Origin of the sequence: Aquamicrobium sp. NLF2-7, assembly GCF_022359935.1 — a bacterium.
In the GTDB taxonomy this organism is placed as follows: Bacteria; Pseudomonadota; Alphaproteobacteria; order Rhizobiales; family Rhizobiaceae; genus Mesorhizobium; species Mesorhizobium lusatiense.
The window spans coordinates 1-17,445 of sequence record NZ_JAKSED010000007.1 but is presented as its reverse complement, the minus strand read 5'-3'; the positions used below and the strand labels follow the sequence as shown (position 1 = coordinate 17,445).

The window sequence follows — 17,445 nt, the reverse complement described above, 5'->3', positions numbered from 1 at the left end:
GAGAAGCAAAAATGCGGGAGTTCACGCGCGCATTCCTGAGCCGGCCTGCCGGCGTGGTCGGCCTGGTGCTGATCGGCCTCATCTGCCTTCTCGCCATCGTGGCGCCGCTGCTCTATCCGGCGTCGCCATGGGACATGGCGGGCATTCCCTTCAGCGCGCCGGGTGAGAACGGCATGCTTCTCGGTTCAGACACGCTGGGGCGCGACATAGCAGCGGGCATCGTTCATGGTGCCCGTGTCTCGATCCTGATCGGTCTGGCATCGACGCTGACGGCTTTGTGCATCGGCGTGCTGCTTGGCTGCATCGCGGGCTATGCGGGTGGCGTGACCGACACGATCATCGTGCGCTTCACCGAAGTGTTCCAGACCATTCCGAGCTTTGTGCTGGCCATCCTGTTTGTCGCGATCCTCACGCCCTCGATCTATACCATCATCCTGGCGATCGGGCTCGTCAGCTGGCCTCCGCTTTCGAGATTGACGAGAGCACAGGTCAAGACGATCTCCCAGCGCGAATTCGTGCAGGCTGCACGCTGTCAGGGCCAGTCCACGCTTTCCGTGGTGGTGCGCCATGTGCTGCCCAATGCCGTATCACCCATCATCGTGGCCGGATCCCTGACGGTTGCAGCTGCGATCCTCATCGAGGCGGCTCTGTCCTTCATGGGCCTCGGGGATCCCAATCTGATGAGCTGGGGCTACATGATCGGGGCCGGCCGCACCGTCATCCGTCAGGCCTGGTGGATGAGCGTTTTCCCCGGCATCGCCATTCTGCTGACGGTCGTCGCGATTAATCTCGCCGGAGAAGCGCTGAATGATACCCTGAACCCAAGGATATCCAGAGCATGACCGAACCACTACTTGCTATCAGGAATCTTGTGGTTGGCCTGCCTGTGGGCGGCGACCGCAACCGCGCCGTCGACGGCGTCAGCATCGAGGTCAACTCCAACGAGATCGTCTGTCTGGTTGGTGAAAGCGGCTCGGGAAAGTCGATGACCGCGCATGCCATCCTCGGTCTTCTTCCTTCCAAGGTTGCCGCGCTCGATGGAGAGATCAGGTTCGGCGGGCGCAACCTTCTGGACATGCCGCCACGCGAAATGCGCGCCCTGCGTGGCCGCGACATCGCCATGGTCTTTCAGGAGCCGCTGACGGCGCTCAACCCGCTGGCGCGCGTAGGCAGGCAGGTTGCCGAGGCCATCCGCACCCATGCCGGCATTCCCGACAAGCATGTCGATGCGCGCGTGCAGGAGTTGTTCGAGCAGGTGGGGCTGCCGGATCCGGCCTCTCTGGCTTCAGCCTATCCGTTCCAGCTTTCCGGCGGACAGCGACAGCGCGTGATGATTGCCATGGCGCTCGCCAATGATCCCAGGCTGCTGATAGCAGATGAGCCGACCACAGCGCTGGACGTGACAACGCAGCGGCAGATTCTCGATCTGATCGCCAGCCTGCAGAAAAAACGCGACATGGGCGTGCTGTTCATCACCCACGACATCGGTGTCGTCGCCGACATTGCCGATCGTGTCGTGGTGCTGCGGCAGGGCAAGGTTGTCGAACAGGGCGCGGCCGCCAGTGTCCTCAACAATCCGGCCGACGATTACACCCGCAATCTTCTCGAAGCCGTGCCGGGGCGCGGATCGGTCCGGGCCGACGAAAGCAAGAACGCGCCCCTGCTTGAAATCCGGAACCTGAACAAGGTTTTTACCACCAGGCAGCGGTTCTTCTCGCCTCGCCGGCGTGTCGTCGCAGCGGAAAACCTCGATCTGGTGCTGAACCGCGGCGATACGCTGGCTGTTGTCGGTGAAAGCGGTTCGGGCAAGTCCACGCTTGCGCGCATGGTCTTGCGGCTGATCGAGCCCGACAGCGGACAGATCATGTTTGACGGAACCCCTGTTCATGCCCTGAAAGGGGAGGCCCTTCGTCAGTTCAGACGCAAGGTGCAGATCGTCTTCCAGGACCCCTATGCGTCTCTCGACCCGCGGCTCAAGGTCGGGGAAAGCATCGTGCGCGGGCCGATGGCATTCGGCGCATCACGGGCCGAGGCGGTTGCGACCGCCAGCCGCTGGCTGGAAAAGGTCGGGCTGGGCGCGCAGGCACTGGATCGCTTTCCGCATGAGTTTTCCGGAGGCCAGCGCCAGCGGATCTGCATTGCACGCGCACTCGCCCTTGATCCGGTCTGCCTGATCGCCGACGAGGCCGTCTCCGCGCTTGACGTTTCCGTACAGGCACAGGTGTTGAAGCTGCTGTCTGAACTGAAGGCCGAAATGGGACTGAGCATGCTGTTCATCACCCACGATCTCCGGGTGGCGCGAGAGATCGCCGACCGGATCGTGGTGATGCAGAAGGGCCATATCGTCGAGGAGGCACGATCAGCCGACCTGTTCGGGAATCCGGGCGCCGACTATACGCGCCGGCTTCTGGAGGCCGTGCCCGGTCGCGCTTTCTTCGAACGACGCGCCGTGGCTGCCGCGACCTCCTAGCCGGGGAAAACACGCTGCATGGAAACAGATGCAGCCGAACAGCGAATGTGGGCGAAGATCATGGATGACCTTACGCGTTTCTTTATCGAACGGACCACACTGCTCTTTATCGCCTCCCGCAGTGCAGAGGGAGGGATGGACGTTTCGCCTCGCGGCGGCCAGCCGTCGGTGGTGCGGCTGGGTGCCGATGGCAGCCTGCTGCTGCCCGACTATGTCGGCAACAAGCGGCTGGATACGATCGGCAACATACTGAGCAATCCGGACGTGGCGCTTCTTCTTCTGAACCGTCACGCCGATACTTATCTGCGCATCGCAGCGCGGGCGACAGTCTCGCAGAACGAGCAGGATATCGCCGCCTTTCCGGCAGACGACAACCGCCCTCTCTCCGTGATGGTACTGACCCCGACGAAGATGGAATTCGTGAAGAGCGAGGCATTTCGCAAGAGCGGATTCTGGATCGACCCTTCCGAAAGAAAGCCGCCGCTGGATGTTCTGGACATCTATGCGAAAGACATCGCCTGGCAGTCCGAAACCGGCAACCAGCCCGTCTATCGGGATGCGCCTTCCGAAGCCCGGCTGGTGCGGGCGGGTCTGCGCGAATTCTACGGCACCCCGAGCCCCCTCGTGCAGGCCAAGGCTTACAACGTGGCCGGCCCCGGCTTCATGGGTTTCATCGATCAGGCCCGGTTCATCGTCTTTGCCCGTGAGACGAAAGCCGGCGAAATCGCTATCGGGCTCGTGGGCGGCGAGCCGCTGCGGCCCGATCCCGGCACCAACCAGCAATCCTTCCTGCTGGATCTCGGGCCCCATAGTGAGAACACCCACGATTTCCCGCATGCGGCCGAATGCGCCTTGCTGGCTGCCGAACCCGGCTGCTGCGACATCATCAGGCTGAACGGGCTCTATCGTGAGGTCGGCCGCGATGACGGCTGGCCGCACCAGATCAGCATGCGTCCCGAGGAGATTTATTTTCACTGTTCGGCGGCGTTCAACCGCTCGCGCATATGGGCGGACAAGCGGCCCGCCGCCTGGATCGGGCGGCGCAGTTTTTCCTGCACCGAGCGCAGGCGGGAGAGCCCGGACGTGATGTCCTTTGTGCTCAGACCGCGCGACGATGCGCCTGTCGGTGAAGCGCTGCCGGGGCAGTTCGTCACGGTCTCGCTTCCCGGTGACAATCGTCAGGTGCCACGGCACCGCTGCTACTCCATTTCGGGAACGCCGGACCGATATTCTCTGCGCATCACCGTGCGCAGGATCGGCAATGAGGGCGTCTCCGATCTGCTGCACGATCATATCGGGGTTGGCGATGAGGTGATGCTGGGGCCCCCTGCAGGCCACTTCGTTCTGGACAGCGCACCGGGGCGCCCTGTGGTTCTCATCAGCGCGGGGGTGGGCATAACCCCGCTGCTGCCGATGGCACAACATCTGGCACGCGAGAAACCCGGACGGGAAGTGTGGTTCATGCATGCCGCACGTGACGCCAGGCATCACCTGTTCGGAGAGGAACTCGGGCGTCTGGCGGCAGCCTGTCCCTCAATCCGCTTGTTTACCGCCTATTCGCAACCGCAGTACGATGATGTGTGCCATCATCGCGGGCGGCTGAATGCCACTGTCATCGCCGGTCAGACCCCGGTTGACGAGGCAGATTTCTACATCTGCGGGCCGGCCGACTTCATGTCATCGCTGAAAGAAGGGCTGATCGCTCTCGGTGCAGCTCCTGAAAGTGTGCGGATGGAAGCATTCGAACAGAGCAGTGGCGGATCCGGCCCGGCTGCATCAGGCCTGGTTGCGGGGAGGGCGCCACGCAAGGTTACATTCGCCCAGACCGGCAGGCATGTGACATGGACCTCTGAAAGCGGCACCCTGCTTGACCTCGCGCTCGCCCATGACGTGGAGGTTGCCTATTCCTGCCGCAACGGGGAGTGCCAGTCCTGCGTGCAGCGCATCATCAGCGGAAAGGTCGACTATCCCACTGGCGAGGAACCGCTTCTGGCGCGTGGAAGGGTCATGCTGTGCCAGGCATTTCCTCTCGAAGACATCGTCATAGATTGCTGATGCAGACATCGGGGCAGGTAAGGGGGGACCCGGCTTGGCGCACATGCTGACGACACATGAGATGCTGGAACGGCTGATTGCGTTTCCGACCGTATCGTCGCAGACCAATCTGCCGCTGATCGGGTTCGTTCGCGAATATCTGGCCAGCTTCGGTATCGAGTCCACGTTGATCTGTGACCGGGACCAGCTGAAAGCGAACCTGTTTGCGACGATCGGGCCATCAACTGCGGGCGGGATCGTCCTGTCCGGCCATACCGATGTCGTTCCCGCCCTTGAAGAAGGGTGGATCAGCAGCCCATGGACCCTGACCGGGCGCGGTGGCCGCCTTTTCGGGCGCGGAACCTGCGACATGAAGGGATTCGTGGCTATCGTTCTCGCCGCTGTTCCGCAGATGCTGGCGGCGAAACTGAAGACTCCCATTCACATCGCCCTTTCATATGATGAGGAAGTGGGATGCATGGGTGCCATCTCTCTCGTCGATGCGATGAAGGAGGCGGTGCCGCCTCCACGTGCGGTGTTTGTGGGCGAACCGACACGGATGCAGGTCGTCAACGGCCATAAAAGCCTGCTGGCATTCAGGACCCGTGTGAGAGGGCATGCGGTTCATTCCAGCCGCATGGATCTCGGCGTCAGCGCGGTCATGAAGGCTGCCCGGCTGGTGACATGGCTGGATGAAACCATGGCCTGCAATCGCGAGGGCCCGTCAGCCACGGGTTTCCTGCCCCCTTACACCACGCTCCACTGTGGTGTCATCGAAGGTGGCTCCGCCGGCAATATCGTGGCCGAAGCGTGCAGCTTCATCACCGACATAAGGGCTGTACCGCAGGAAGACGCGCGCGAGTTTCGCGCCCGCTTCGAGCGCTATATCCGCAGCGAAATCGAGCCGGCGATGCAGGCGGTCCATGCTTCATCCGGTGTCGATATCGAAGACCTTTCATTCATACCCGCACTTGCACCAGAACCTTCAAGCGTGGCGGAAGATCTCGCATGCCTGCTGACCGGAAACACGGAAACCGCTGTCGTAGCTTTTGGAACGGAAGCCGGAATTTTCCAGAAAGCGGGCTGGTCGACGGTGGTCGTCGGACCAGGAGATATCGCGCAGGCGCATAGGGTAAACGAGTTCATCGAACAGGAACAGATCGCCGCCGGCGAAGCCTTCATCCGCCGACTGATAGCCCACCTGTCAGCGTAATGGCCGACCGCCGGGGCGATCCCCTGTGCGGCACCCATCTGCCCGGCAAGCATCATCGGCTGAACCCAGGAACACTGCGTCTCGTTCCCATCGTGAGCACGCCGGCTATGACAATCCGGTGCTCAAGACAGGGCAGGTCGGAGATGCATCCCTTTGCATGATTGTCCCGCCTTCATTACCTGCACCGGCGCATTCACGGGGATCCCCAACCGGGATGATCGCATTGGCATCATGGACGACGATTTCCACAATACAGGCGTGGCAGTGGCAATGGTCAGCCGTCGCCATGCCCGCACCGCAGACGACCATCTAGGCGACATTCCTACGTCACGGAATCAAGACATCTTCCCTTCTCGACAATGGATGAAAGTCGCAGAATCTATCTTATGGAACTCTTATCCACATTTGAGATTTTGCGGCTTTCCTTGAGCGTGACCGGCAGCTCATCGAAGCACGTTGTAAAGCGTGGAGATTGCGGTTCAAACTCTGCCAAGGCGTTCCGGCAGATAGGTAATTTTTACCTCCTGCCGTTTTGCACTCAGCAGAAGCGCATTGGTTGAGGCTGCACTGGCCGATGCAGGTGATCTGACGTCCATCTATCTGTCGCCGTATGCAACCAAGAATATCAAAAATCATAGCGCCGTAAGAAGGGCAAGTGGCGTTTTCTGTTTCGTTCGGACAGCGTCGCCCTCAATTTCGCCGCGACTGTCGCTGGCTCCAAGGACCGCGGAAAGGAAAACGACAGATTGTCGGAGCCGGAATTGCTGGAACGCTGGTTCTGCGAGGCGGAATTGCCGCCTCTTGCCGGTCACGTCGATGAATTGGATCTGGAGCGAGCGAAGTCCCTGCGTGAAGCGATTTTCAAGCTGGTCGACAATCGTCTGACCGGGCGTGAAATCGCCCCATCGGACATAGCCCTTCTCAAAAGCCATGCTCGTGCCGTCATGCCCAGTACACGCATTGCATGTGACGGATGCAACACCGAGCCGCCCGACGCAGCAGAGGTGAACGAATTGCTCGGCATCATTTCGCGCGATGCCATCGATGTCTCACCGGCCCATACCGTAACATAATTCGCCAATGCGCCTCGCCGCGCTGCGCTGTCATCTTCGTGGACCGCTCCCGGGCGGGAAATCGGCGATTGTGCGCAATGTCCCCTGTGGCGACCAGGCCAGCGCACGCGCCTATCGCCAACGCAAAAAGACCGCGCTTTGACGCTTTCTTCCCGGAGAATTTTGTGACCAACGGTTAGCTGCGCATTCCTCCCGGCGTCGCAGCGAGCTGCTTCTGCGTGTAGGCATGCTGTGGTTTGGAGAAGATGTCCCGCGTCGTCACGCGTGTCCGTCGTCAGGTATTTTGAGACGATTGACGGTCTGAGCTAACGGAGGCTCTGGCCCATCAGGGTTATCATTTTAGGCCGCCGCTTCTTTGTGAAGCAAGTGGCGCTGTCTGATGATTTCGCGTTTGGTGCTGTTCCTTTCCAGCATGATGATGTCGCCGCGCCCAAAGTAGACGTCGGCGGGTGTGAGGTTGCCGAAGCTCTCATGGTAGCGGCGGTGGTTGTCATGATCGGCGAAGCCGGCAATCTGCGGCTCGAGATCACCTGGCAGGAAGTAGTTTTCGAGCAGGATGCGGTTCTTCAACGTCTGGTGCCATCGCTCGATCTTACGCTGGGTCTGGGGATGGCAGGGCGCTCCGCGGGTGTGGTCCATGCCCTTGTTGGATAGCCAGGCGGCGAGATCTGACGACACGTATGACGGGCCGTTGTCGGACAGGAGCCGCGGCCGGTGGGCGACCCTGGCGCTGTCGCAGCCGGACGCTTGCAGCGCCATGGTCAGCGTGTCAGCGACATCCCCGGCCTTCATCGTGGTGCTCAGCTTCCAGGCGATGATGTAGCGCGAGAAGTCATCGAGCACGGTCGACAGATAAAACCATCCCCAGCCGATGACCTTCAGACAGGTGAAGTCGGTTTGCCAGAGCTGTTAGGCGCTGTGGTCTTGTGGTGGAACTCGTCAGCGGCCTTGATGATGATGAAGGCCGGGCTGGTGATCAGGTCGTGGGCCTTGAGCAGGCGGTAGACCGAGGATTCCGAGACGAAGTAGCCCTTCGTGTCGGTGAAGGTGACTGCCAATTCCCGCGGCGACAGCTCCGGTTCGTTCAGCGCCAGCTCGATGATCTGGTCGCGGACCTCATCGCGGATGCGGTTCCATCGAGCAGATTCCATCCGTGGGTGCGGCCACCGATCTCAGCTTCTCCGTCGAAAAGGCCATCAGCCTTGAACCCGATCTCGTGGTGTTCAGCCTGTTCACCCGGGAAGCGACGAGCGCCGGGATGCTTCAGGGCATAACCTCCAGCTTCGAGAAGGCAGGCATTCCGGTGGTGTTCGTGGATTTCTTCGTCAAGCCGATGCAGAATACCCTGCCCAGCATGGACATCCTTGGAAAGCTCATCGGCCGCGAGGAACAGGCCGCCGCGTTTTCCGAGTTCTATTCAGCCCGCCTCAGGCACATCACGGAGCGGATCGGACCTGAAACGAAAAGGCCGAAGGTGTTCATGCAGGTTCACGCCGCACCCGGCGATTGCTGCAATTCTCCCGGGCGCGGCATCTTCGACGATTTCATCGTCGCGGCCGGAGGCCATAACATAGGCGCCGACATCATTCCGGGTCTGGCCGGCCGGGTCAGCGTCGAGCATATTATCAACGTCGATCCCGACATCTACCTCGCCACCGGCGGGCCGCATATGGCGGCGCTGAGAGGTCTGGTGCTCGGCACCGGCGTCGACGAGGAAGCGGCCCGCGAAAGCCTCGACCGCCTCGTCAACTCCAGCCCGATATCGAACCTCTCGGCAATCGCGAACCATCGCGCCTATGGCGTGTGGCACCTGTTCAACGACTCGCCCACCCATATCCTGCTGATCGAGGCGATGGCCAGGTGGTTCCACCCGGACCTGTTTGCCGATGTCGATCCCGACGCGACGCTGCGCGAACTGAACAGCCGCTTTCTGGCTCTTCCACTGCAAGGCACGTACTGGATCACCCCGCAATAGGCAGGTTCATCCCATCGTCGCACCGACTGTAATCTCGTTTGCGCTCACTGTCGGGCCGGAACCCGGTTCACAAAGGATACCGGCAGGAGGACCGACCGTTACGCTTGAGAGGGATCACGATCGCGCTGGAGTTCGATAGAGGATGATTCTCCCGGCCGGCAGAACCTGGGTGAGGAAATCGAAGTCACGGACATTTCCGGTCAGAACGCTCGCGCCCAGCTGAAGTGCCTGCAGGAACACGAGGGCGTCATTGACGAAGCGGCGTTCGTGCCCTTCCCCTCTGGGCAGATTGCTTAGTCGAAACAGCAGGCCCGCCAACACACCGGCCTGCCCCCAGATAGCAGCATCCGGTGCATGAAGGCGGTGCTGCGGGATGTCTTCTATCGTCGCCTTGAGCGTTTCGAGGACTGTCTTCGTCGAGCCATGCTTTGGGTCGAGCCGACCAAAGGCATGAGTCAGTTCGGACAGGCAGACAGAGGAATGATGGCACAGCCGATAGGTAAGAAGCCTGTCGACCTCAGCGGGCGATCGCCCTTGCAGCACATCCAGATAGACGCTGGTATCCAGAAACAGCGCCCTTCCGATCGCGGGCTCGTCGGCAACCCACGGAAGATCCTCATCGTCACGGCGCTCAAGTGTGCCCGTATGCTTTTGGGGCTTCAGCGATCGCAGCGCCCCGGAAAGATCAAATCCCAAGATCGATATCCGTCGGGATGCTGCCCTTCCTGCCGACCAGGCGGACGCCGAAGTCATCTTCGATAGCCAGACGCGACAGCGCCAGTTCCAGCAGCTCCGTGTCGGAGGTGACATGGGCACGCTTCTTGGCCGCCTCGATCAACTCCGAGGGCACCCGCCCTGAAAGACGAGTGTTCTTCGCAGCGCCGAGGAGCCCCGCAGCCTTCGCCTGCTCAAGCACGAGTTTGTTGCGCGCCGATGCGACCTTTGCTTCGCTTTCCGCGGCAGTCCTTGTTTGCACAGCCATCATAATCTCCTGTGTTGAACAGAATATAGATTGCGTTGAACGCGCGGGCAAGGCCTTGCTGGCCGCCAACCTGCTTAAGTCAGCGCGGCCGATGCCGGTTTATCATGGTGATCGCTTGCGGCGATTTATGGTTTCGATGCGAACCGAGATCGCACGCCTCGTTGCGGGAAACAATTATCGCTTCCCGGTTCGTCTGGCCGACGCCGATGCGATGGGCGTCTATCCACCACGACGTTCATCTCTTCATGGAAGATGACGCCGGTGGACCCAAGGCGGGAAGATATGGTGGCGATTACCGGAAACGGTCGATACGCAATTCTGCAGTGGTTCCGGGCAGCGATGTCGGCTGCCCGGAACCCCAGCTGCCTCAATCCACAAGTCGTTCGATGCGTGCCTGCATCGCGGCTGCGGCGTCTTCGGCGGATTTCAGGCCCAGCACCGCGGCCTGCGATTCTTCACGGAAGATCGCGGCCGCCTCGATCGAGCGGTCGAAAGAGGACGGAATGACCTGCGCGATCCTGAGCGCCCTGGCTTCGGCCTCCGTGTAGGGCAGCTTCTCCTGCAGGCGGGCATCCGAATAGGCGGTCGGATCCACCGGCCCGTTGGCATTGAGCGCGATGCGGATCGTCGCCTCCCTGCCGGAAAGCGCCCGCATCAGCGAATAGGCAAGATCCTTGTTCTTCGCGTTGCGCGGGATTGCCATCGACCAGATTTCGGTGATCGCCGTTCCCTCCGGGTTAACCGTCGAGGGTGTCACCACGACATCGATCTGACCCGGAAACTTGGAGCTTTCCGGATTATTGTAGACCGCATAGCGGGCAAACGGATCGATCGCCATCGCAGCCTGCCCATTCTGGACGGCGGTAATGACGTCGTCGATGGTCATGGTCGCATAATTCTGCGCCAGTACGCCTTCCTTATAGAGTTCGGCCATCGTCGACAGGCCCCTGATCATCTCAGGTGTGTTGGCGACGACTTTGCCTTCGTCGTCGAACAGGCGCGCGCCGAAAGCTGAAAGCAGCGTCAGGACAGCGACATGCTCGTCGCCCGAATTCATGATGAGACCGGCAACCCGTGTTCCGTCTGAGCGCGTGTAGCTCATCTTGCGGGCATATTCGAGCAGTTCGTCCAGCGTCCGCGGCGCATGGTCGAGGCCCTGCTCGGCGAAAAGCGTCTTGTTCCAGTGCAGCCCGGTCGTGGCATGGCGGAACGGAATCGCCGTCAGCTTGCCGTCATGCATCAGCGCCTTCTTCAGCGGCTCCGGGATCGAATCGAGGATCTCGATCGGCTCGGCAGCGATTCGTTCGTCCAGCGGCTCCAGCAGCGCCGCTATGCGCGGCGTGTGAAACTTGTTGATGACGAAGGCAAGATCGACCGAACTTTCGGACAGCGACAGTTCACGGCCCAGCCGGTCGTGGATCGGATCGATGTTGCCAGTGACCCAGTTCAGCGTGACGTTGTTGGCCTTGGCCCATTCACCCGCCACATCGCCGCCGGTGGTCCCTGCAACAAGGCCGCGCGCCACGTTCTCGTGCACCTTGTGCGACAGCACCGTTACGGTCGTCTGCGCATTCGCGGGCAAAGCCGCGCCGAGAGATAACGCGACCCCGGCAGCCAGCAGTCCCTGTTTTATGAATTTCATGGTCTTTCCTCCCTGGAAACATCTCTGCAATAAAATTGGATCCATTGGATTGGATCCAAACAGGAAACCGGAGTGCGGTCAACTGGCAAGCATGACAACCACCTCATTTCGAAGAATTTCCGCGCCAGCGTCTGGACGGACACGAGCCGGCTGTTCTGGACAAGAGCGGCCGGCCGGCCTAGCATTATTGGATCCATAATGGCGGGTGACTGGCGTCCGCGCAGAAACGGGAGAACCCTGGTGGCACGGACAGTTCGGTTCAAAAGCACGGCGGATTACGCCACTTCCGAGATCCAGCGCATGATTCTGGCCGGCGAACTGCCTGCGGGCGAACGGCTCGATCAGGTCCGGCTCGCCGAGCAGCTCGACGTCAGCCGCCATCCCGTCCGGCAGGCGATCGAGCGGCTGGCCGAGCGCGGCTTCGTCCTCCTCAGCCCGCATCGCAGCGCGGTCGTCACCGCCCATTCGATCAGCGATCTCGTCGAGCTTTATTCGCTGCGCGAAAGCCTGGAGGATATGGCGCTGCGCGCAAGCTGGCCGAGCCTTTCTAGCGGCGGCATTGCGGAAATGGAGGCGATCCACGCCCGCCTCGCAGCGCAGGATTCGGAAGCCGACATTGAGGGCTACATGCGGGAGAACCGCGCCTTTCACCTCGCCTTCTACGGTGATTGCGGCAACCGGCATTTGCTGCGCACCATCACGACACTGTTCGACTTGTCGGAACGCTACCAGCGCACGGCGCTGAATTCGGCGCAGCGCCAGTCCAGATCGCGCGACGAGCATACCGCGATGATGGAAGCGTTGCGCGCGCGCGATCTGGAGCTTCTGAGCCAGCGGCTCAAGGCGCATAACCGCGGCACGCAGGAACAGGTATGCGCCATTCTCTCCGCCCCGGAAATGGCAGCCTCCGAGGCCTGACCCCCTCCCCCGGCGGATATCGGGATGCCGGGCCCAATGCCCGTGCATCACCGTGTCCCTTCGAGAACCGCGCCCTGATCCTTCAGGGTCTGGCGGAGCCGGGCAACGGGAACATCGCGCAGACTGGCGTGGTTGCTCTGGGTCGCGGCCATCGCCGTAAGGCTTCCGGCCGCCTGGCCCATCGCCATGCAACTGCCCATGACGCGCGCCGAGCCCTGCGCCTCGCGGCTCGCCGACAGGCAGCGGCCCGCGATCACCACGTTTTCCAGCCCCTTGGGCAGCAGGCTGCCAAGCGGGATGTCGTATGATCCGCCATCGGCGACCGGAATGCGGATCTGCCCGGTTCCATCCTGATGGATATCGACGTGATGACAGCCCTTCGCCACGCCGTCATCACGCTTCCTTGCCTCAAGCACATCTTCCCCGGTGAGGATGTAATCGCCGACCACACGACGGGTTTCGCGGATGCCGATTCGCGGCGACATGCCGGAAATGCTCGCCTCGCCGAAACCCGGCACGGATTTGCGCAGAAATTCGGCGCACTGAAACACCTGCGCGGTGAGAACGCGCAGTGCGGTTGCCACGTTGTCGGGCCTTGTCGGCTCGTCGACGGTGATCCGCGTCGCGTTGATGCAGACCTCCCGGCGGACATCGGACGTAGGCTGGATCATCACCAGCGCCGTGGGGAACATCTCGCTGCGCGCGATCGCGCTGCCGAGCAGCGGGCCATCGCCCTTGAAGAAGACGCAAGGCTCGCCCTGCCGATAAATCTCCTCGGTAATCTCGCGGTCGGTCCGGCCACCGCGGATCGCGTCGCTCTCGCCGACCGCGACACATTCGGGATGCTCGCGCACATAAGAGAGAAGGCCGGCCGAATCGACATTCGCCATGCGGAACATCATCGACATGGGCTGGGGCTTTTCATCGCCGCCCACGCTCAGCATCTCCGCCCCGGCCATGGCGCACAGGTCGCCATCCCCTGAAGCATCGACGAAAGCGCGCGCCGTCAGCAATTGCCGGCCGCCCTTGTTGCGCACCACAAGACCCGAAATCCTGCCGCCGTCCTGAGCCACCTCCTCCGCGAAAGTCTGGAGATAAACAGTGACGCCGGCCCCGAACACGAATTGCGGGATCGCGATCTTCATGATCTCCGGATCGTAGGCGACATACCGGATCAGCCGCCAGTCGTTCAGCTTGGCGACGAAGCCGCCCATGTCGCGGCAAAGCTGGAGAAGATCGTTCAGCACGCCGCCGACCGTATCCTCTCCGCGTCCGTTGATGGCGCCATCGACGGTCATGCCCGTCAGCAGCTCTCCACCCAGCATCGGACCTGCCTCCACCAGAGCGGTGCGAGCGCCGTTTCTGGCCGCAGCGACCGCCGCCGCGATGCCCGCACTGCCACCTCCCAGTACGACCACGTCGTAATCCTGACTGTTCACAATCGATCTCCCTGTCTCGTGTTTTCGAAAGTGGTTATTGCAATATTGGATCCATGATGCAATATGCAGTTGGAAATATGCAGAGGAGGAGCGGGATGGAGTGGGGCAAGCTCACCCTTGCCGGCGCGGCAGCGACGCAGGGAGATGGCGGATGGGCGCCGGTTGACGATCCGGCCAATGGCAAGACCGTCGGCTATGTGCGCATGTGTTCGGCACAGGATGCAGGGGAGGCCGTTGCAGCGGCCCATGCAGCGTTTGCGGACTGGTCCGGTCAGGCGCCACAGGCGCGCGGCGCGATCCTGCGCCGGCTGGCAGGGCTCATTTCAGAGAACTCCGAAGATCTGGCCACGCTGCTGACGGCGGAACAGGGCAAGCCGCTTGCAGAAGCGCGCGCCGAGGTCGCCTCGGCGGCCGGCTATTTCGACTTCTTTGCCGAAGAGGCGCGCCGGGTGAACGGCGAGATCATCGCCTCGCCACGCACCGACAGCCGCATCCTTGTGATGCACAAGCCTGTCGGCGTGGTGGCGGCGATCACGCCCTGGAATTTTCCCATCTCCATGGTGGCACGGAAGCTGGCCCCCGCCCTTGCGGCCGGCTGCACAGTGGTGCTGAAACCCGCGCCGCAGACGCCGCTCAGCGCGCTTGGCCTCGCAGCGTTGTGCCGCATGGCCGGCGTGCCGGACGGCGTTCTCCATGTCGTCACGGGAGATGCGGCAACGATCGGCCCGGTGCTCACGCAGGATCCCCGCGTCGCCTTCCTCAGCTTCACCGGCTCGACCGCAACCGGGAGGCTCCTCTATGGCCAGTGCGCGTCCACCATCAAGAAACTGGGTCTGGAACTGGGCGGCCACGCGCCGTTCATCGTCCTGCCCGACGCGGATCTCGACAAGGCCGCCACGCTGGCGGTTGCCGCAAAGTTCCGCAACGCCGGGCAGACCTGCGTGTGTCCCAACCGCTTCTTCGTCCATGAAGCCGTCTACGACGACTTCCTCACCCGCTTTCTTCGCGAGGTTGACCGCCTTGTTCCCGGCGACGGTCGCGATGCGGCGAGCACGCTCGCGCCGCTGATCGACGAGCCGGCGCTCGCCAAGGTCGAGCGCCATGTCGCCGACGCCGTCGCCCCGGGGTGCGAAACTCACGCGCGGTGGTCGGCGGGCCGCCGCCGGGCGTACATGGTATGAGGCGACGGTTCTGGAAAATGTCGGCCCGGACATGCTCGTATCCTGCGAGGAAACGTTCGGCCCCGTCGCGGCGCTGACGAAGTTCACCGAGGTGGACGACGTCAGGGGATCGGTGAATGCCTCGCAATACGGGCTTGCCGGCTATGTTTTCGGACGCGACATTTCAACCGTACTGAAAACCGCCGAATCTCTCGATCTGGGCATGGTCGGCATCAACGCCATCCATCTCGGGCTGGAAATGGCTCCTATCGGTGGCGTCAAGCAGTCCGGCCTCGGACGTGAGGGCGGGCATGCCGGCATCCTCGATTATTGCGAGCCGCAATATCTGCTTGTCGGCCTTTGAGAGCAAACGAAGTCCGCCCGTCCGAAAAACGACGAACTGGAAATGACATGCGCAGTCGGCTTCGCCTGACCACCTGGCTCTACCTTTCTCCCCTGCACCTTTTGCTGCTGACCATGCTGACGGTGCCGTCCCTTTATGTCTTCTGGCTGAGCCTGAACGAATCCAGCTATGGCACCGGCCTCACATGGGTGGGTCTGGAAAACTACCGGGCCGTCTTCGACGATCCCTATTTCTGGCGGGCAGCACTCAACACCTTTCTGGTCGTCAACGGCGTCGTCTATGTCGAGCTGCTGTTCGGACTGGCGCTCGCCGCGCTGTTCATGTCCGGCGTGCCGTTTCGCGGGCTGATGTTCGCCTGCATCCTGATGCCCTATGCGATCTCCGAGGTCGTGGCGGTTCTTGTCTGGAAGATGATGATGGACCCGAATATCGGCGCGATCGCCCGCACCATCGAGGAGATGGGCCTTGGCCGCGTCAACTGGAGCGCGTCTCCCACCACCGGCCTCGTGCTGGTCGGCGTCATCAACATATGGACGCACCTGCCCTTCACCTTCCTGATGATCTATGCCGGGCTGCTCGCCATCGACGGCTCGCTCTACGAGGCAGCGCGCATCGACGGCGCATCACGCTGGCAGCGTTTCCTGCGCACCCACCCTGCCGCTTCTCATCCCGACGCTTCTGATCACGCTGATATTCCGGCTGATCTTCGCCTTCCGCATGTTCTCCGAGGTCTGGCTCTGACCAAGGGCGGGCCAGCGCGCCTGTCTGAGGTGCTTGCGGTCTATCTCTATACCAGCACGGCTTCCGCTACGGCGATTTCGGCATGGCCGCAGCGACAGGCTGGCTGATGGTGCTGGGCTCGCTGCTGCTTGCGTCGGTGTTCCTGTTCGCCATGCAGCGCAGCATGAAAGGGGGAGAATGATGAACGACGCCTTTTCCCCGCTCGAACGCCTTGCACGCGGACTGCTGCTGGTCTTCATCCTGATCTGGTCGGTGGCGCCGATCCTGTTCATCGTCTCGTCGTCATTCAAGCGGCAGGTCGACATCTTCGTCTATCCGCCGCGTGTCGTCTTTGCCCCTACCTTCGACAACTACATCAAGCTCGTAAGCCAGTGGCAGGACTTCTTCACTTCCATGGGCAACAGCCTCATCGTGGCGATCGGCGCGACCGTGCTTGCCGGCCTCGTCAGTTTCTTCGGCGGGCTATGCCTATTCGCGTTACCGCAACCGCTTCACCGCGTGGAGCGCGGTCTACATGATCGCGGTGCGCGTCCTGCCGCCGATCGTTCGTCACGCTGCCGCTGTTCCCGGTCGCGAACCGGCTCGGGCTCGGCGATACGCATCTGTTGCTGATCCTGCTCTACGCAACCTTCTGGGTGTCGCTCAACACCATGATCATGAAGAACTTCTTCGACCAGATCCCCTATGAACTCGACGAGGCCGCCTATGTCGACGGCGCTCGGAGTGGCAGCTCGTCTCGAAGATCCTGGCCCGGCTGACGTTGCAAGGCATGGCCGCCGGCTCGATCTTCGTCTTCGTCTTCGCATGGAACGAATATCCCTTCGCCATGATCTTCACCACCAACCGGGCCAAGACAGCACCGCTGATCCTGAGCGAACTGATGGGCCGCCGGTGGACGGCACCGAATGGGGCGTCCTTTTTGCCGGCGTAACCCTGCCGCTCGTGCCGGGGTGTTGCTGGTCACGCTGGCGCGCCGCTACCTGATCTCCGGGCTGACGGCGGGCGCGGTGAAAGGATGAGCCGCGCGGCACGGATCATGACACGCATGAAAGAAACCAGAGACATACGACTACGTCGTGGTCGGCGGCGGCTCCGCCGGTTGCGTGCTGGCCGCCCGGCTCAGCGAGGATCCGCGGCTTTCCGTGCTGCTGGTCGAGGCGGGACGGCGGGACCGCAACCCGTGGCTGCACATTCCGTCCGGCTTCTTCAGGACGATCAACAATCAGCGCTTCGACTGGGCGCTACGAGACGGAGCCGGAAACCTGCCCTCAACGGCCGCCGCATCGCTTGGCCCGCGCGCCGGGTGCTCGGCGGTTCGAGCGCCATCAACGGGCTGATCTATATTGCGGACAGGCGGACGATTTCAACGACGGGCGCAGCGCGGCAATCCCGGCTGGAGCTGGGCGGACGTGCTTCCGGCCTTCAAGGCCGTCG

At 62.1% G+C, this 17,445-nt stretch carries 18 protein-coding genes and 1 pseudogene; 14 read left to right on the top strand and 5 right to left on the bottom strand.

The features are described 5' to 3' along the window. The first annotated feature begins 11 nt into the window (after positions 1–11). The 5 genes from MIC97_RS22880 (at position 12) to MIC97_RS22860 (ending at position 6,790) form a co-directional block, all read left to right on the top strand. Positions 12–842, top strand: coding sequence for an ABC transporter permease (locus tag MIC97_RS22880; RefSeq protein ID WP_239802203.1), 831 nt, complete (start codon positions 12–14; stop codon positions 840–842). Further along, positions 839–2,470 carry an ABC transporter ATP-binding protein gene (locus MIC97_RS22875; protein ID WP_239802202.1) on the top strand — a complete coding sequence of 544 codons (1,632 nt, stop codon included), beginning with the start codon at positions 839–841 and terminating at the stop codon, positions 2,468–2,470. The genes MIC97_RS22880 and MIC97_RS22875 overlap by 4 nt, the downstream gene beginning before the upstream one ends. An 18-nt stretch (positions 2,471–2,488) precedes the next feature. Then, entirely contained in the window at positions 2,489–4,525 is a 2,037-nt protein-coding gene (locus MIC97_RS22870; RefSeq protein ID WP_345773576.1) for a pyridoxamine 5'-phosphate oxidase family protein, read from the top strand. A gap of 43 nt (positions 4,526–4,568) precedes the next feature. Further along, positions 4,569–5,717: an acetylornithine deacetylase gene (argE, locus tag MIC97_RS22865; protein ID WP_239802200.1), complete on the top strand. Its 1,149-nt coding sequence runs from the start codon at positions 4,569–4,571 to the stop codon at positions 5,715–5,717. 665 nt (positions 5,718–6,382) lie between these two features. Continuing rightward, the gene (locus MIC97_RS22860) at positions 6,383–6,790 is read left to right on the top strand and encodes an ABATE domain-containing protein (RefSeq protein ID WP_239802417.1); all 408 of its coding nucleotides are present in this window, start codon (positions 6,383–6,385) and stop codon (positions 6,788–6,790) included. Positions 6,791–7,129: 339 nt separating this feature from the next. On the opposite strand, the pseudogene MIC97_RS22855 reads toward MIC97_RS22860, so the two are convergent. Continuing rightward, positions 7,130–7,926: pseudogene (locus tag MIC97_RS22855) on the bottom strand (DDE-type integrase/transposase/recombinase); the annotation flags it as partial. A 17-nt stretch (positions 7,927–7,943) separates the two neighbouring features. On the opposite strand from MIC97_RS22855, the gene MIC97_RS22850 reads away from it, so the two are divergent. Next, positions 7,944–8,765 (top strand): ABC transporter substrate-binding protein, encoded by an 822-nt coding sequence (locus MIC97_RS22850; protein WP_239802199.1) that lies wholly within the window; start codon positions 7,944–7,946, stop codon positions 8,763–8,765. 114 nt (positions 8,766–8,879) lie between these two features. Here MIC97_RS22850 and MIC97_RS22845 read toward each other — a convergent pair whose 3' ends face one another. The 3 genes from MIC97_RS22845 to MIC97_RS22835 all read right to left on the bottom strand — a co-directional run bounded on the left by MIC97_RS22845 (position 8,880) and on the right by MIC97_RS22835 (position 11,389). Next, positions 8,880–9,461, bottom strand: coding sequence for a hypothetical protein (locus MIC97_RS22845; protein ID WP_239802198.1), 582 nt, complete (start codon positions 9,459–9,461; stop codon positions 8,880–8,882). Continuing rightward, complete coding sequence (locus MIC97_RS22840) at positions 9,451–9,747, bottom strand: hypothetical protein (protein WP_239802197.1); 297 nt, start codon at positions 9,745–9,747, stop codon at positions 9,451–9,453. The genes MIC97_RS22845 and MIC97_RS22840 overlap by 11 nt, the downstream gene beginning before the upstream one ends. Positions 9,748–10,114: 367 nt before the next feature. Next, complete coding sequence (locus tag MIC97_RS22835; protein WP_239802196.1) at positions 10,115–11,389, bottom strand: extracellular solute-binding protein; 1,275 nt, start codon at positions 11,387–11,389, stop codon at positions 10,115–10,117. A 240-nt stretch (positions 11,390–11,629) separates the two neighbouring features. Between MIC97_RS22835 and MIC97_RS22830 the strand changes: the two genes are divergently transcribed. Next, entirely contained in the window at positions 11,630–12,307 is a 678-nt protein-coding gene (locus MIC97_RS22830; protein ID WP_239802195.1) for a GntR family transcriptional regulator, read from the top strand. 47 nt (positions 12,308–12,354) lie between these two features. Here the strand turns inward: MIC97_RS22830 and MIC97_RS22825 are convergent, their stop codons facing one another. Then, positions 12,355–13,746 carry an FAD-dependent oxidoreductase gene (locus tag MIC97_RS22825; protein WP_239802194.1) on the bottom strand — a complete coding sequence of 464 codons (1,392 nt, stop codon included), beginning with the start codon at positions 13,744–13,746 and terminating at the stop codon, positions 12,355–12,357. 95 nt (positions 13,747–13,841) lie between these two features. Between MIC97_RS22825 and MIC97_RS22820 the strand changes: the two genes are divergently transcribed. The 7 genes from MIC97_RS22820 to MIC97_RS22790 all read left to right on the top strand — a co-directional run bounded on the left by MIC97_RS22820 (position 13,842) and on the right by MIC97_RS22790 (position 17,348). After that, complete coding sequence (locus MIC97_RS22820; protein WP_239802193.1) at positions 13,842–14,927, top strand: aldehyde dehydrogenase family protein; 1,086 nt, start codon at positions 13,842–13,844, stop codon at positions 14,925–14,927. Continuing rightward, positions 14,848–15,270, top strand: a complete 423-nt coding sequence (locus tag MIC97_RS22815; RefSeq protein WP_239802192.1) for an aldehyde dehydrogenase family protein — start codon at positions 14,848–14,850, stop codon at positions 15,268–15,270. Before MIC97_RS22820 ends, MIC97_RS22815 begins: the two co-directional genes overlap by 80 nt. A 47-nt stretch (positions 15,271–15,317) precedes the next feature. Further along, a complete protein-coding gene (locus MIC97_RS22810; RefSeq protein WP_239802191.1) occupies positions 15,318–16,118 on the top strand; it encodes a sugar ABC transporter permease in 801 nt (266 codons plus the stop codon). 70 nt (positions 16,119–16,188) lie between these two features. Beyond that, on the top strand, positions 16,189–16,623 hold the full coding sequence (locus MIC97_RS22805) for a hypothetical protein (protein ID WP_239802190.1): 435 nt from the start codon (positions 16,189–16,191) through the stop codon (positions 16,621–16,623). Continuing rightward, the gene (locus MIC97_RS22800; protein ID WP_239802189.1) at positions 16,617–16,769 is read left to right on the top strand and encodes an ABC transporter permease subunit; all 153 of its coding nucleotides are present in this window, start codon (positions 16,617–16,619) and stop codon (positions 16,767–16,769) included. The genes MIC97_RS22805 and MIC97_RS22800 overlap by 7 nt, the downstream gene beginning before the upstream one ends. Before the next feature lie 11 nt (positions 16,770–16,780). Beyond that, a complete protein-coding gene (locus tag MIC97_RS22795; RefSeq protein ID WP_239802188.1) occupies positions 16,781–16,942 on the top strand; it encodes a hypothetical protein in 162 nt (53 codons plus the stop codon). A gap of 145 nt (positions 16,943–17,087) precedes the next feature. Then, entirely contained in the window at positions 17,088–17,348 is a 261-nt protein-coding gene (locus MIC97_RS22790) for an NAD(P)-binding protein (RefSeq protein WP_239802187.1), read from the top strand. Positions 17,349–17,445: the final 97 nt, after the last annotated feature.

Excerpts from the sequence above, each read along its gene's own strand:
- MIC97_RS22880 (WP_239802203.1), top strand. The coding sequence starts at position 12 with ATGCGGGAGTTCACGCGCGCATTCCTGAGCCGGCCTGCCGGCGTGGTC.
- MIC97_RS22875 (WP_239802202.1), top strand. The coding sequence starts at position 839 with ATGACCGAACCACTACTTGCTATCAGGAATCTTGTGGTTGGCCTGCCT.
- MIC97_RS22870 (WP_345773576.1), top strand. The coding sequence starts at position 2,489 with ATGGAAACAGATGCAGCCGAACAGCGAATGTGGGCGAAGATCATGGAT.
- argE (WP_239802200.1), top strand. The coding sequence starts at position 4,569 with ATGCTGACGACACATGAGATGCTGGAACGGCTGATTGCGTTTCCGACC.
- MIC97_RS22840 (WP_239802197.1), bottom strand. The coding sequence starts at position 9,747 with ATGGCTGTGCAAACAAGGACTGCCGCGGAAAGCGAAGCAAAGGTCGCA.
- MIC97_RS22835 (WP_239802196.1), bottom strand. The coding sequence starts at position 11,389 with ATGAAATTCATAAAACAGGGACTGCTGGCTGCCGGGGTCGCGTTATCT.
- MIC97_RS22820 (WP_239802193.1), top strand. The coding sequence starts at position 13,842 with ATGGAGTGGGGCAAGCTCACCCTTGCCGGCGCGGCAGCGACGCAGGGA.
- MIC97_RS22815 (WP_239802192.1), top strand. The coding sequence starts at position 14,848 with ATGTCGCCGACGCCGTCGCCCCGGGGTGCGAAACTCACGCGCGGTGGT.
- MIC97_RS22810 (WP_239802191.1), top strand. The coding sequence starts at position 15,318 with ATGCGCAGTCGGCTTCGCCTGACCACCTGGCTCTACCTTTCTCCCCTG.
- MIC97_RS22805 (WP_239802190.1), top strand. The coding sequence starts at position 16,189 with ATGATGAACGACGCCTTTTCCCCGCTCGAACGCCTTGCACGCGGACTG.
- MIC97_RS22795 (WP_239802188.1), top strand. The coding sequence starts at position 16,781 with ATGGCCGCCGGCTCGATCTTCGTCTTCGTCTTCGCATGGAACGAATAT.